The 13089-nt window shown below is 65.3% G+C and carries 12 protein-coding genes; 1 reads left to right on the forward strand and 11 read right to left on the reverse strand.

The window, feature by feature from the left end:
* Window positions 1–22: 22 nt before the first annotated feature.
* The 10 genes from ISM_RS04805 to ISM_RS04845 all read right to left on the reverse strand — a co-directional run bounded on the left by ISM_RS04805 (window position 23) and on the right by ISM_RS04845 (window position 9991).
* Window positions 23–1381, reverse strand: a complete 1359-nt coding sequence (locus ISM_RS04805; RefSeq protein ID WP_009812994.1) for a sigma-54-dependent transcriptional regulator — start codon at window positions 1379–1381, stop codon at window positions 23–25.
* A gap of 9 nt (window positions 1382–1390) precedes the next feature.
* On the reverse strand, window positions 1391–1516 hold the full coding sequence (locus ISM_RS18585; protein ID WP_009812995.1) for a hypothetical protein: 126 nt from the start codon (window positions 1514–1516) through the stop codon (window positions 1391–1393).
* Window positions 1513–2799 (reverse strand): c-type cytochrome, encoded by a 1287-nt coding sequence (locus tag ISM_RS04810; protein WP_009812996.1) that lies wholly within the window; start codon window positions 2797–2799, stop codon window positions 1513–1515. Before ISM_RS04810 ends, ISM_RS18585 begins: the two co-directional genes overlap by 4 nt.
* Before the next feature lie 4 nt (window positions 2800–2803).
* Window positions 2804–4009 (reverse strand): formate dehydrogenase subunit gamma, encoded by a 1206-nt coding sequence (locus ISM_RS04815; protein ID WP_009812997.1) that lies wholly within the window; start codon window positions 4007–4009, stop codon window positions 2804–2806.
* A 108-nt stretch (window positions 4010–4117) separates the two neighbouring features.
* The gene (fdh3B, locus tag ISM_RS04820) at window positions 4118–4711 is read right to left on the reverse strand and encodes a formate dehydrogenase FDH3 subunit beta (RefSeq protein ID WP_040617855.1); all 594 of its coding nucleotides are present in this window, start codon (window positions 4709–4711) and stop codon (window positions 4118–4120) included.
* A 12-nt stretch (window positions 4712–4723) separates the two neighbouring features.
* Window positions 4724–7777, reverse strand: coding sequence for a formate dehydrogenase subunit alpha (locus tag ISM_RS04825; RefSeq protein ID WP_040617856.1), 3054 nt, complete (start codon window positions 7775–7777; stop codon window positions 4724–4726).
* A gap of 140 nt (window positions 7778–7917) precedes the next feature.
* Complete coding sequence (locus ISM_RS04830) at window positions 7918–8103, reverse strand: twin-arginine translocation signal domain-containing protein (RefSeq protein WP_009813000.1); 186 nt, start codon at window positions 8101–8103, stop codon at window positions 7918–7920.
* A gap of 69 nt (window positions 8104–8172) precedes the next feature.
* Entirely contained in the window at window positions 8173–8796 is a 624-nt protein-coding gene (locus tag ISM_RS04835; protein WP_009813001.1) for a TorD/DmsD family molecular chaperone, read from the reverse strand.
* Entirely contained in the window at window positions 8793–9461 is a 669-nt protein-coding gene (locus tag ISM_RS04840) for a DUF3306 domain-containing protein (protein ID WP_009813002.1), read from the reverse strand. Before ISM_RS04840 ends, ISM_RS04835 begins: the two co-directional genes overlap by 4 nt.
* Window positions 9458–9991 carry a DUF3305 domain-containing protein gene (locus tag ISM_RS04845; RefSeq protein WP_040617857.1) on the reverse strand — a complete coding sequence of 178 codons (534 nt, stop codon included), beginning with the start codon at window positions 9989–9991 and terminating at the stop codon, window positions 9458–9460. Before ISM_RS04845 ends, ISM_RS04840 begins: the two co-directional genes overlap by 4 nt.
* A 386-nt stretch (window positions 9992–10377) precedes the next feature.
* On the opposite strand from ISM_RS04845, the gene ISM_RS04850 reads away from it, so the two are divergent.
* A complete protein-coding gene (locus ISM_RS04850; RefSeq protein WP_040618328.1) occupies window positions 10378–12327 on the forward strand; it encodes a 4Fe-4S binding protein in 1950 nt (649 codons plus the stop codon).
* Here the strand turns inward: ISM_RS04850 and ISM_RS04855 are convergent.
* On the reverse strand, window positions 12321–13052 hold the full coding sequence (locus ISM_RS04855) for a cytochrome c (RefSeq protein WP_254655648.1): 732 nt from the start codon (window positions 13050–13052) through the stop codon (window positions 12321–12323). The genes ISM_RS04850 and ISM_RS04855 overlap by 7 nt on opposite strands.
* Between the last annotated feature and the right edge of the window lie 37 nt (window positions 13053–13089).

Raw genomic sequence — 13089 nt, forward strand, 5'->3', positions numbered from 1 at the left:
CGCCCGCGCAAACTCCGGTGCTTCACTCCGACCATGCCGCCATCTTGCGGTCGATGGTCTTGCGCGACACCCCAAGCCGCCGCGCCGCCTCGGCCCGGTTGCCCTCGCAGAGGTCGAGCACATGCAAGATATGCCGCTGGGTCACCAGATCGAGCGTCTCGAGCGCCCGGCTCCCCGTGACCCGGCCCTGCCCGGCGAACTCTTCGGGAAACGCCCCGAGGATCACCGACCGCTCGATCATATTCTTGAGCTCGCGCACATTCCCCGGCCAGTCATAGCGCCGCAGCTTGAGCAGGGTTTCCTCATCAAGCTCGAGCGCCGGCATGCCCAGCGCCGTGGAAAACTGCCGCATGAAGAGCGCCGCCAGCTCGACAATATCCTCCGACCGCTCGCGCAGCGGCGGCATGGTGATTTCGACCACATTGATCCGGTGATAGAGATCGGCGCGGAAATGCCCGGCGCTGACCGCGGCCGGCAAATCGGCATTGGTGGCAAAGAGAAACCGCAGGTTGAGAGGGATCTCTCGCTCCGCCCCCACCGGCCGGATCCGCTGATCCTCCAGCACCCGCAAGAGCGCCGCCTGCATCGGCCCCGGCATCTGCGCCACCTCGTCGAGAAACAGCGTCCCGCCATCGGCCAAGAGCAACAGCCCGGGCTTGAGCCTCCCGGTCTCGGTGATCGTCCCAAAGAGCTCGGCCGCCATATGCTCGGGCGAAATGGCCGCGCAATTGACCGCCACAAAGGGCGCCTCGGCGCGGTCCGACAGATCATGCAGCTGCCGCGCCGCCAATTCCTTGCCGGTGCCGCTCTCGCCGGTAAACAGCAACGGCGTCGGCAGCGGTGCAAGCTTGGACAGCATGCCGCGCACCTCGCGCAGCGCCTCCGACTTGCCCAAAAGCGGCCCGCGCTCGGCCCCGCCATGCAGCTCGCGCCGCAAGAGCACATTGTCCCGCCGCAGATATTTGCGATCAAGCGTGCGCTCCACCGCGCTGAGTATCTGATTGGCTCGAAACGGTTTGAGAACGAAATCGCTGACCCCGGCACGCAGCGCGGTGATCGCGGTCTCGAGATCGGCATAGGCGGTGATCAGGATCGTATCGGCGAAAAACCCTTTGCGCCGCTGCTCGATCACCCAGTTGAGCCCGGTCACCTCGGGCATCACATTGTCCACGATCACCAGATCGAAATGCGCCTCGTCGAGCTTCTGCGTCGCCTCGCGCGGCGATGCTGCCTGCTCGACCCGCTTGACCCGTGGCCCGAGGATCTTGGTCAGGAAATTGCGCATCCCCGGCTCGTCATCGACGACAAGCACCGATGCCCCGGCGAGCTTGGTGCCGATGTCATCCGGGCTGTCACTGTCGGTGATCTTGGCGGTGTCCATGCCGCGCGCTCACTCCACCCGGACGCTGTCGCTGGAAAACTTGTCCTGCGAGGAATAGCCGACGCCGTTGAGCGCGTAATAGGCCGCCACCGAAATCAGGGCGATGGCGATAAATCCGGTTAGGATGGCTTTCATTCTTGTGTCTCTTTCCTGCTTGCCTGTTTGAGAAAGGCGATCAAATCGGCCCGGTCCTCGGGGTTCTGGATCACCTGCATGGGCATCTTGGAGCCCGGAATATAATGGTCGGGGCCGCTGTCGAACAGGGCATCGATGCTCGCGTCATCCCAGATGATATCCGACCCTTGCAGGATTGGCGAATAGCCATATCCCGGCACCGTGCCCGCGCGCCGCCCGAACACCCCCGCGAGCGTCGGCCCCGCCCTGCGCGACGGCCCCGGCTCGAGCGTGTGACAGATCGAACATTTGCGCATGAACTGCCGCTCGCCATTGGGCATGGTCTCGGGATCGCGCAGGAAACTGCGCCCGCCGTCCCCCGCCGGCTCGAACGTATCAAGAAGCGCCATGGGCCAGCCATAGATCACATCCTCGATGCCGCCCGCATAGATCATCTCGCCATCGCCTGAAAACGCCAGTGACCAGACCGGCCCCTCGCGCATCGCCCGGAAATCGCGGGAAATCTGCCAGCGCTCAGTGTCGAGGATCATGATATAGCCCTGCCCGTCGCCCACCGCCAATTGGCCGCTCTCGGCGTGATGGTCGAGCGACAAGATGGGCCGCCGATCAAGGGTGAAATCCGCGATTTCCGCCCCGTCATGGCCGATCACCCGCGTGCCGCCATCGACCGCCCCATAGGCGATCCAATCCCTTGTCACGACGAGCTGATTGATCCCGAACCCATGCTGCAACAGCGGCAGTGGCACCGCCTCGCCCGCCAGCTCATAGCGCATCAGCGCCCCCGCCTGCGTCGCCGCATAGAGCGTGCCGCCATCCTCCGAGAACCCAAGATCGTTTACCCCAGCGCCGGGCCGCGGCAATTCCCGCGCCACGCCTGCACCCAGCGGCCAAAGATGCACCGCCCCGTCCCAGCCGCCGCTGGCCACCCATTGCCCATCCGGGCTGATCGCCAACGCCGCCACCTTGCCCGCGTGCTGACCGAGCAGCCGCTCTTCGGGCACCCACTGGCGCACCGCGAAATCATCGCCGCCACTGACCAGAACACCGCCCGTCCCGAGCGCCAGCGCTGTCACCGCCGCGTCATGCCCCTCGAGCCATTCGGGCACGCGCCCCTGCCAGAGCCCCACGGAATTGTCGAAACTGGCGCTGGCGACACGGCCCGCGCCATCCACCGCCAGCCCCATGATCGGCCCGCCATGGCCCTTGAGCGTGGTGAACTCCTGCGCCGAGACCAGCCCGGCGCAGAGCGTTCCCGCCACTATCCCCATCAGCGGCGCCCGCATCGCTCTATTCCGCAGGCGTCGCCGTGCGCGAGGCACCCTCGGCCTCCTTGGCCTTCACCTCGTCGAGCCAGATGGAATGGTGCTGCTTGGCCCAGGCCTCGTCCACCTCGCCACTGGTCATCGCATCAAGCGCGCCTTCCATACCGAGCGTCCCGATATAGATATGCGCGATGATCACCGCCATCAGGACGAACGCCACGATGGCGTGCCAGAGCTGCGCATATTGCATCTCTTCTTGCGGCGCGAGATGGGTCGGCAGCGGCTCCTGCCCGATCCAGCCCATCACCCCGATATCGTTGAGAATGCCGAAACTCTTTGCAAAGAGCGGCATTTCGAAGGGAAAGAGCAGCGACAGCCCCGAAGCCGAGATCGACGCGCCGAGCAGGATCACCGACCAGAAAACGATCTTTTGCCCTGCGTTGAACTTCTTCGCCGGCGGGTGCTTCTTGCCGACAATACCGCCACCTTGGGCAAACCATGTCAGGTCGCTGCGGTTCGGAATATTGTGCCAGACCCAGAGGACAAAGACGAAGATCAGCCCCAGCATAAAGGCCCAGGCTACGTTGTTATGGATGAATTTCGACGCCACCAGCAGGTTGGCGTTGAACTCCTTGCCCATATAGGGCGCGATGAATTTCCGCCCCATCAGGGTCAACAGCCCGGTCAGCCCCAAGAGGATGAACGACCCGGCCAGGAGCCAATGGGAAAACCGCTCAAAGAACTGGAACCGCGTGATCGTGCGGCCGGTGGCCTCGGCATCGACCCGCACCCGGCCCCGCAGCAGGTAGAACAGCGCCAAGAGCGCCATCGTCCCCAATAAGAGCCACCCACCATATTTCAACAGCGGCCCTTCGCGGAAAAGAAGCCAGCGCATGCCGCCATCCTGCACCAGAACCTGGCCAAGCTCGCCGCCCGCCGAGGCGCGGGTATCGGCCTCGTTGTAACGAAGCGCCCGCCAGATCTCCGAATCCGACGCCCCGCCGAGCGGGCCGAGCCCCGGCGCGCTCTGGGCTTCGCCCCCGGTGGCATCGCGCCGGAAGGAATCGTCGATCTTCTCGCCACGCTGCCGGGCCAGAATATCCTCAAGGGTTTGCGCGCCGCCGGTGGCGGAACGGTCGGGGGCCGGGGCGGTGCCCTGCGCCGTCGCGGGCGCGGGCAGGCTCATCCCCAGCAGAACAAGCATCATCAATGCCGTCAGATGGCGGAACATGTCTGTCTCCTGAATTGCGGCGAAGGCACGCGCGCAGCCCCTGGCCACGCGCGCCCTTGGAAAAGACTGTGGACGGGCGGCACGCGGCCCCCCGTCCCTTGGACCGGCTTAGCCGCCCTTCTGGTCATAGGCTGTGCCCCAACCCCAGGCGCCCGAGCCAAAGCCGCGGGCGACCACGCGCTCGCGGTAGATGGCCGACACGACATCGCCATCCCCCGCCAGCAGGGCCTTGGTGGAACACATTTCCGCACAGATCGGCAATTTGCCCTCGGCGATCCGGTTGCGCCCGTATTTGTCGAACTCAGCCTGGCTGTTGTTCTCCTCGGGGCCCCCGGCACAGAAGGTGCATTTGTCCATCTTGCCACGGCTGCCGAAATTGCCCGCCTGCGGATATTGCGGCGCGCCAAAGGGGCACGCGTAGAAACAATAGCCGCAACCGATGCACAGATCCTTGGAGTGCAGAACAACGCCCTCCTCGGTCTGGTAAAAGCAATCGACCGGACAGACCGCCATACAGGGCGCGTCCGAACAATGCATGCAAGCGACCGAAATCGACCGCTCGCCCGGCTTGCCGTCCTGGATCGTCACCACCCGACGGCGGTTGATGCCCCAGGGCACTTCGTGTTCGTTCTTACAGGCGGTGACACAGGCGTTGCACTCGATGCAGCGTTCGGCGTCACACAGGAACTTTGCTCTAGCCATTGGATGTCCTCCTTACGCTGGCATGATCTTGCAGAGAGTCGCTTTGGTCTCCTGCATCTGGGTCACGCTGTCATAGCCATAGGTCTGGGCCGTGTTGGTCGATTCCCCCAGAACATAGGGGTCTGCCCCATCCGGGTATTTCGACCTGAGGTCCTCGCCCTGGAAATGGCCGCCAAAGTGGAAGGGCATGAAGGCCACGCCTTCGCCCACCCGTTCGGTCACCATCGCCATCACCTTGACCTTGCCGCCTTCCGGGCCTTCGACCCAGACCTGCGCGCCGTCCCGCACACCAAGGTTGTTGGCGTCACGCGGGTTGATCTCGACGAACATGTCCTGCTGCAATTCGGCCAGCCACGGGTTCGACCGGGTTTCATCCCCGCCGCCCTCGTATTCCACCAGACGCCCCGAGGTCAGAATGATCGGGTAGTCCTTGGAAAAGTCCTGCTTCTGGATCGACGCATAGAGCGTCGGAAGACGATAGAACTTGCGGTCCTCATAGGTGGGATAGTCTTCCACCAGGTCACGCCGGTTGGTGTAGAGCGGCTCACGGTGCTTCGGAACCGGGTCCGGGAAGGTCCAGACCACGGCCCGCGCCTTGGCATTGCCAAAGGGCGCACAGCCATGCTTGATCGCGACCCGCTGGATGCCGCCCGACAGGTCGGTCTTCCAGTTGATCGTCGAGGCCCGCTCGTTGAAGTCGGACGGGAAAGGCGACATCGACTGTTCGCCGACCTCTTCCGCCGCGCCTTGTTCACCACTGGGCTGGGTGAGCTGCGCGCCTTCGGTGGTCTTGTCCTCACCGTCGTCGCTCTGACCCACGTCACCGGCCACATCGACACCGGCCACCTTGGCAATCGACCGTTTCTCGGCATCCGTCAGGTCGCCGTCCCAACCGAGATCCACCAGCATCTGATAGGTGAACTCGGGGTAGCCGTCCTGAATTTCCGCCCCGGGGTTCGACACCCCTTCGGCCAACAGGTTGTCGCCATCGCGCTCCACGCCAAACCGGGCGCGGAAGCACAGACCGCCTTCGGCCACCGGCTTCGACATGTCATAGAGGTTGGGCGTGCCGGGATGCTTCATCTCGGGCGTGCCCCATGCCGGCCATGGCAGACCGTAGAAATCGCCATCCGCCGGCCCGCCATTGGCGCGCAGCGTGGTGCGATCGAACGTGTGCTGGTTCTCCATATGCAGCTTGAGCCGCTCCGGCGATTGCCCGGTATAGCCGATGGTCCACATGCCGCGATTGATCTCGCGCAGCGTGTCCTCGACATTCGGGGTCAGCCCGTCCTCTTCCAGCTCGATATTGCGGAAGAGCCGGTCGTGGAACCCGAACTTCTTGGCAAACAGCGCGATGATCTCGTGATCGGGCTTCGATTCGAACAGCGGATCAACCACCTGCTCGCGCCATTGCAGCGACCGGTTCGAAGCGGTGACAGAGCCACGGGTTTCGAACTGGGTGGCCGCCGGCAGCAGATAGACGCCATCGGTCCGGTCATGCAGCACCGCCGAGACGGTGGGATACGGGTCGATCACGACCAGCATGTCCAGCTTCTCCATCGCGGTCTTCATTTCCGTCATCCGGGTCTGCGAGTTGGGCGCATGCCCCCAGAGCACCATCGCCCGCACCTTGTCCGGGTTGTCGGTGTTCGCGGGATCTTCCAGCACCCCGTCGATCCAGCGCGACACCGGGATGCCGGTGAGGTTCTGAAGCGACTTCTCCTTGCCATCGGCGCCGGTGACCTTGGCAAACCGATTGGAGAGCCATTCGGAATCTTCTTCCCAGACCCGCGCCCAATGCGCCCAGGCCCCGGCCGACAGACCGTAATAGCCCGGCAGGGTGTGGCTCAGCACGCCGACATCGGTCGCGCCCTGCACGTTGTCATGGCCACGGAAGATGTTGGTCCCGCCGCCTTCGACACCCATGTTGCCCAGCGCCAGCTGCAGGATGCAGTAGGCACGGGTGTTGTTGTTGCCATTGGTGTGCTGCGTGCCACCCATGCACCAGATCACGGTGCCGGGACGGTTGTTGGCGAGCGTCATCGCCACCCGCTTGAGCTGGCTACCCGGCGTGCCGGTGACCCGCTCGACTTCCTCGGGCGTCCACTTGGCCACCTCTTCGCGGATCTGATCCATCCCCCAGACACGGGTGCGGATGAATTCCTTATCCTCCCAGCCGTTCTCGAAGATGTGGTAGAGAATACCCCAGATCAGCGCCACGTCCGATCCCGGACGGAACCGCACATATTCATCGGCATGGGCCGCCGTACGGGTGAACCGCGGATCACAGACGATCAGCGGCGCGTTGTTCTGCTCCTTGGCCTTCAGCACATGCAAGAGCGAGACGGGGTGCGCCTCCGCCGGGTTGCCGCCGATGATGAAAATGGCCTTGGAATTGTGGATGTCGTTGTAGCTGTTGGTCATGGCGCCGTAGCCCCATGTGTTCGCCACACCGGCCACGGTGGTCGAATGGCAGATCCGCGCCTGGTGGTCGACGTTGTTCGTCCCCCAATAGGCGGCGAATTTGCGGAACAGATAGGCCTGCTCGTTCGAATGCTTCGCCGAACCGAGCCAATAGACACTGTCCGGGCCGCTTTCCTCGCGGATGCCTTCCATCTGGTCGCCGATCTCGTTGATCGCCTGCTCCCAGCTGATGCGCTTCCACTCTCCACCCTCTTTCTTCATCGGGTATTTGAGACGGCGCTCGCCATGGGCGTGCTCGCGCACCGAGGCCCCTTTGGCGCAATGGCTGCCAAGGTTGAACGGGCTGTCCCAACCGGGCTCCTGCCCAACCCAGACACCGCCCGCCACTTCGGCCACGACCGTACAGCCGACCGAGCAATGGGTGCAGACGGATTTCTTCAGATCGACCTTACCGGTCACCGCGCCTGCGGCGCTGGCCTGGGTCACGGTGCCGCCTGTCGCGGCAATCGCCGTCAGACCCCCGATGGCCAGACCCGAACCGCGCAGAAACGCGCGGCGGTCCACCGAGGCATTGGCTGCCTCGGAAAGGATACTTGTCCGTTGGGGGCGTCGCGCAACCCCGTTGGTCTTTTTCCTCAACATGGTTTCATCTCCCTTGCCAACTCGGCCTGGGGCCGGGCTTGCTTGGTTAGGTTCATGGCCTTGGGCAGTCGGGCGTCACGCAACCAGTCGCCTATGGCCGGGTTCACAAGGTCCGGGCGTCGCCGGGCCTCACCTCGTGCTTAGAATCTCGCGGATGCGAGATAGGCGCGGGTATGGGCCGTATCCTGCATCTTGTTCGACGACAGGTCCGGCTCGGCGGCCTCGGCACTTGTGGTGCCACTGGCCACGGCCACGGCCGCCACAGGCGCCGCGGTGCCCGCCAGCTTCAGGAAATCGCGGCGTGTGGCCTCTTTTTCCTCGCTCATATCGGGTCCTCCTCCATGGTTCCGACGGTTGCCCGCCGCTCGTTTGCGGGTTGCCCCGCGGTTCACGTCCTATCCGGCGCTCATGCGAAAGGCTTCCGCCTCGATCGCCATGAAATGCCGCCCCACCGTGCCCACCGGCGCGTAGAAAACCGAATTCTTCGCGCCTTCGAGATCGGCATAGAAATGCCCGGCCCAAGGGCCGATATGGCGCCCGAAGAACGCCTTTTGCTGCGCCAGATCGGCGGGCGGGCCAAACCGGCCCACGATCATCGCGCCCATCATCTCCATCAGGCTCGCGATACTGTCCTCCGGCTCGAACACCGTCTCCGACCGCGCCAGCCCCCGCGCCGACATGTCCTGCCGCAAGAGCGCCAGCGGCTTCTCATTGAGAAACCCGGTCAGGTAATAGCTCGCAAACGGCAGCAACTCGCCCCGCCCGAGCCCGATGAACAGCCGGTTGAACTCGCTCTCCACCGCCTTGGGTTTGGACAGCTTCGCCATCTTGGCCAGCGCGCTGACCGCTTGGCCCAACTCGCTCTCATCACCCTGAAGCGCCGCCGTCTGGTCGAGCAGCATCTGATCCGGCGGCCCCGCCAAAAGCAGACCGATGAAATTATAGAGATCGGCCCGCAGCCGGTCCTCCGCCGCAATGGCGGGGTTGGCTTTGACCTCTGAGGTGCTCGCTGAACTCATGCTGTCCTTTCCACGCCGGCATCCTGCGCAAAGCTGAACCGCATCCGCCGCGACGGGGCGGGCATCGGCTCAGGCGCATCGGCAAAATTGTCTGTCTCTTGGGGTCTCTGGTCTGCGACATCTGGGGCGGTCCCCTCGCCGGGCACCGCGTCTTCCGCCGCCGCCCCGGCAAGCCCCTCGGCCAACTCCTCGGCCTCCTCGTCCAGCGCCGCCAACACCTCGGGCTCCGCCTCAGCCTCGGCCACCAAGGCCTCCGCCTCCGGCGCGTCCTCCTCGGGCAGATCAAGCGCCCGTTTCACCATGCCGCGCCCCACCTCATAGATGGTCTGCATATTGGCGACCACGGTGGCGCTGTCGGTGAAATCCTCGCCATAATCAACCAGCCCGTCGAGATTGGCCAAGGTCGGGTTCATCCCCCAGAGCTGCCGCAGCGCCCGGTTGCGCAGCCGCATCGGCAGCGCCGATTTGAGGAAATTGCGCACCGCTTCCGGCGTCTCCAACGTCTCGGGCGCGGGCAGCTCCAGCTCGGCGAGGATCTCGTCATCCTCCCGCGCCTCGAGCGCCGCCTCCTGCGCCGCCAGCTCGGCCTCGCTCAGTGCCTGCGCCTGCGCCTGGCTCTCGGCCTCGACAGCGGCCCGACGTCGGCTCCAGAAATCACGGCTCATTGCAACCGCCTCCGCTTGAGGCTCGGCGAGGCATAGATATCCGCCGCCTTGTCGATGCGCGGATCGCCGACCCCGTCCTCGACAATGTCGATGCGTTTCTTGTCGCGCTTGCGCTTCACGAAAATCTCGTCCTGATGAAACTCTTCGACGAAATCCCGCACCCAGGCCACCAGCCCATGCGGCATCGGCACCTTTTCGACGATCTCTTCGCCACTGTCGGTGTAATCCTGCGCCTCATAGGGCGAGGCGGTGATCTGCACGATCTCGAGAGGGCACTCCCCCGCCGTCTCGCGCATGATCACATAAAGGCTCGGGATCTCGGCGGTCAGCCCATGCAGATAGGCCTCCGTCTCCGCCCCATGCAGCTCGAGCATCTCGGTCGCGGCATGAAACTCGGCCGCCTCGCCATCACGGCGCAGCTCGCGCCAATCGGCAGGCCCGGCCCCCGGCAGAACCGCAGACGCCGTCCACACCCATTTCGCCCAGCGCGTAACACCCGGCGACCGTCTTAGGACGATGCCCACCGGCATCACCCTATAGCTGTTAGGATTGTGGATCACGTCCTAGTCTTCCTCCCTGACATCAAGACTGCGCCCGACCCCGCCTTGGCGCAAATCAAAATGTGTACCGCGGCGCACAATAGGCCCCCCGGCGGACAAAATGGCCCGCCACCGACCCCCGCCAAGACGACCACGGACCTTTTGTCTAACCCGACTGTTTTCCTTGGATTTTTTGCTGCACTGCAGGATGCGCGAATCACCCCACCGCGAATCACCTCGGCTGGCCCGGGACCGCCCCCACCGCCAGCGCCGCGACACCGAAAACCGGTTGTAGGACGGTCGGAAACATGGCTTTCTTTCCGCTGGAACGGCGCGAAAAACGGGCAAAAACCGGCGCGCCGGAATGGGAGAAAATCTTGGCCAACTCATTGATAACATGCTCTTGTCTGGGCACGCAGCAGATCGATTCCGAGGCGCTTTCCGAGGCCACCGGCCACAACGTGCGCGCGCCCTGTTCGGCGCTCTGCACCACCCAGCTCGACCGCGCCGCGGCCGCCTTGGCCGAGGGCGATGCAATTTTTTGCTGCACCCAAGAGACCCGCGTTTTCGAGGCGCTCGCCGACGAGTTGGGCCACCCCGCCCCCGCCACGCTCGACCTGCGCGACCGCGCCGGTTGGAGCGAGGACAACGCCTCCAAACTGCCCAAAATGTCCGCCCTGATTGCCGAGGCCGCCCTGCCCGCCGCCCCGGAAAAGACGCTCGACGTGATCTCCGAAGGTCTCTGCCTGATCCTTGGAGCAACCGATGCGGCACTCGCCGCCGCCGAACAGCTCAAGGACCATCTCGGCGTCACCGTGCTCCTGCCCCCAGGCAGCGACATCCCCGACAGCCGCGCCTATGACGTGATCTCCGGCAACCTGCGCCGCGCCTCGGGTGCGCTGGGCCAGTTCGACGTGGTCATCGACGCCTTCCAACAGATCGAACCCGGCGGTCGCGGCCCCCTCACCCTCACCGATCCCCGCGATGGCGCGATCTCGCAATGCGACATCCTGCTCGATCTGCGTGGCGACACGCCGCTCTTTCCCGCGCCCGAGAAACGCGAAGGCTATCTGCGCGCCGATCCCAACCATCCGCCCGCCATGGCCGCCGCCGTGCTCGCCGCCTCGCATCTCGTCGGCACCTTTGAAAAACCGCTCTACGTGCGGACCGAGCCGCTGCTCTGCGCCCATAGCCGCGCCGAACAGACCGGCTGCACCCGCTGTCTCGATCTCTGCCCGACCGGGGCCATCACCCCCGATGGCGATCATGTCACCATCGACCCGATGGTCTGCGCGGGCTGCGGTGCCTGTTCCGCCGCCTGCCCCTCCGGCGCGATCAGCTATGACGCGCCCCCCGTCGATCTCATCATGCGCCGGGTGCAAACGCTGGCCCGCGCCTATCTCGCCGCTGGCGGCACCGCGCCCCGGCTTCTCGCCCATGACAGCCACGGGGCCGAGATGATCCGCCTCGCCGCCCGCCACGGGCGCGGCCTGCCCGCCGATGTGATCCCGCTCGAGATTTCCGCGCTCGGCGCTTTCGGCCATGCCGAAACCGTCGCCGCCCTCGCCGCGGGCTTTGCCAGCGTCACGTTGCTGCCCGGCCCCCATGCCGACCGCGACGCGCTCGCGGCTCAGGTGGCGCTGGCCCGCGCCATCGGCGGGCCGGACAGTGTGCATCTCATGGACACGCCCGATCCCGACGCCATGGCCGACGCGCTCTATGCCGAAACCGCGCCCGCACCGGTCGCCACGCCACAGCGCCCCCTCGGCACCCGCCGCCAGATCGCCCGACAGGCCGCCCGCGCGCTGCATCCCGGCACCGATCACCTGCCGCTGCCCGAGGGCGCGCCCTATGGCGCGGTGCTCGTCGACACCGACGCCTGCACGCTTTGCCTGTCCTGCGTCTCGCTCTGCCCCTCCGGCGCGCTCGGCGACAATCCCGACCTGCCACAGCTCCGCTTCCAAGAGGACGCCTGCCTGCAATGCGGCCTTTGCGCCAATATCTGCCCCGAGGACGCGATCACCTATGAGCCCCGGCTCGACCTCACCGATGCCGCGCTGTCCCAGACCGTGCTCAACGAGGAAGAACCCTTTGCCTGTATCGACTGCGGCGCGCTCTTCGGCGTGAAATCCACCATCGAGGCGATCACCGCAAAGCTCGAAGGTCACAGCATGTTCGCCGATCCCGAACGGCTCAAGCTGATCCAGATGTGCGACGATTGCCGCATCGGCGCGCAATACCACGCCGAGAACAACCCTTTCGCCGGCAAGGACCGCCCGCGCCCCCGCACCACCGAAGATTACTTCACCAAGCGGCGCGATCACTGATGGGTGAGAGGTGCTCCAAGGTCCGCGGCCTCCATCGCCGCGACATAGGCCAACATCGCATCGAGCTCTTCGAGGCTGAGCCGGATCGGCACGATGGGCGACGGACGCTCTTCGGGAAAGGGCTCGGTGACCTCGTCGATGATGGTGAACGCCGGATGCGGGTTGAGCGTGTAGAACCCCGCGAAGCGCAGCTCCCAATCCGGCATGCCGCGCAGCACCGCGAAACTCGGCGTCGATCCGATGCCCGCCCCGCGCGTTGCCCGATCAACGCCATGACATCGCGCGCATTGCGCCCGCGACACCTCATGTCCGAGCCGCGCATCGCCCTCATAGACCGGCGCGGCTTCGGCCTGCTCTGCGATCTCGGGCAGGCGGAACAGCGCCACACCCTCGGGCGCATAGGCGGTCACCGTGCGCCCGCCCACCTCGCCACCAAGCCACGCGGCAAACCGCGCCGCGTTCTCGCGGGGCGTGCCTTGCGCCTCAACATGCCAGACCTGCCCCAGCCCCTCGAACACCGGCTGCCCCTCGGGGCCGAGCTGCACTTCCGCGTCGCCCGCCCCCACCAAATCGACAGGAATACGGGTCTTGAGCGTAAAGCGCGGCAGGATATAGGTGAAAATCCCTGTTTCGACCAAGGCCTCAGGCGCGTAGAGTCGCACCGGCGCCTCCTCGGCCCGCCCCGCAAGGGGCAGCAGGGCGGCGGCAAAGGCCAGGATCAACATGCGCAGGGCCATGGGCCAGACTAGGCCCGCCCCCCGC

Origin of the sequence: Roseovarius nubinhibens ISM (assembly GCF_000152625.1) — a bacterium.
GTDB classification, from domain to species: Bacteria; Pseudomonadota; Alphaproteobacteria; order Rhodobacterales; family Rhodobacteraceae; genus Roseovarius; species Roseovarius nubinhibens.

Excerpts from the sequence above, each read along its gene's own strand:
- ISM_RS04845 (WP_040617857.1), bottom strand. The coding sequence starts at position 9,991 with ATGCCGGTGGGCATCGTCCTAAGACGGTCGCCGGGTGTTACGCGCTGG.
- ISM_RS04810 (WP_009812996.1), bottom strand. The coding sequence starts at position 2,799 with ATGCGGGCGCCGCTGATGGGGATAGTGGCGGGAACGCTCTGCGCCGGG.
- ISM_RS04805 (WP_009812994.1), bottom strand. The coding sequence starts at position 1,381 with ATGGACACCGCCAAGATCACCGACAGTGACAGCCCGGATGACATCGGC.
- ISM_RS04830 (WP_009813000.1), bottom strand. The coding sequence starts at position 8,103 with ATGAGCGAGGAAAAAGAGGCCACACGCCGCGATTTCCTGAAGCTGGCG.
- ISM_RS04825 (WP_040617856.1), bottom strand. The coding sequence starts at position 7,777 with ATGTTGAGGAAAAAGACCAACGGGGTTGCGCGACGCCCCCAACGGACA.
- ISM_RS04815 (WP_009812997.1), bottom strand. The coding sequence starts at position 4,009 with ATGTTCCGCCATCTGACGGCATTGATGATGCTTGTTCTGCTGGGGATG.
- ISM_RS04855 (WP_254655648.1), bottom strand. The coding sequence starts at position 13,052 with ATGTTGATCCTGGCCTTTGCCGCCGCCCTGCTGCCCCTTGCGGGGCGG.
- ISM_RS04840 (WP_009813002.1), bottom strand. The coding sequence starts at position 9,461 with ATGAGCCGTGATTTCTGGAGCCGACGTCGGGCCGCTGTCGAGGCCGAG.
- ISM_RS18585 (WP_009812995.1), bottom strand. The coding sequence starts at position 1,516 with ATGAAAGCCATCCTAACCGGATTTATCGCCATCGCCCTGATTTCGGTG.
- fdh3B (WP_040617855.1), bottom strand. The coding sequence starts at position 4,711 with ATGGCTAGAGCAAAGTTCCTGTGTGACGCCGAACGCTGCATCGAGTGC.
- ISM_RS04835 (WP_009813001.1), bottom strand. The coding sequence starts at position 8,796 with ATGAGTTCAGCGAGCACCTCAGAGGTCAAAGCCAACCCCGCCATTGCG.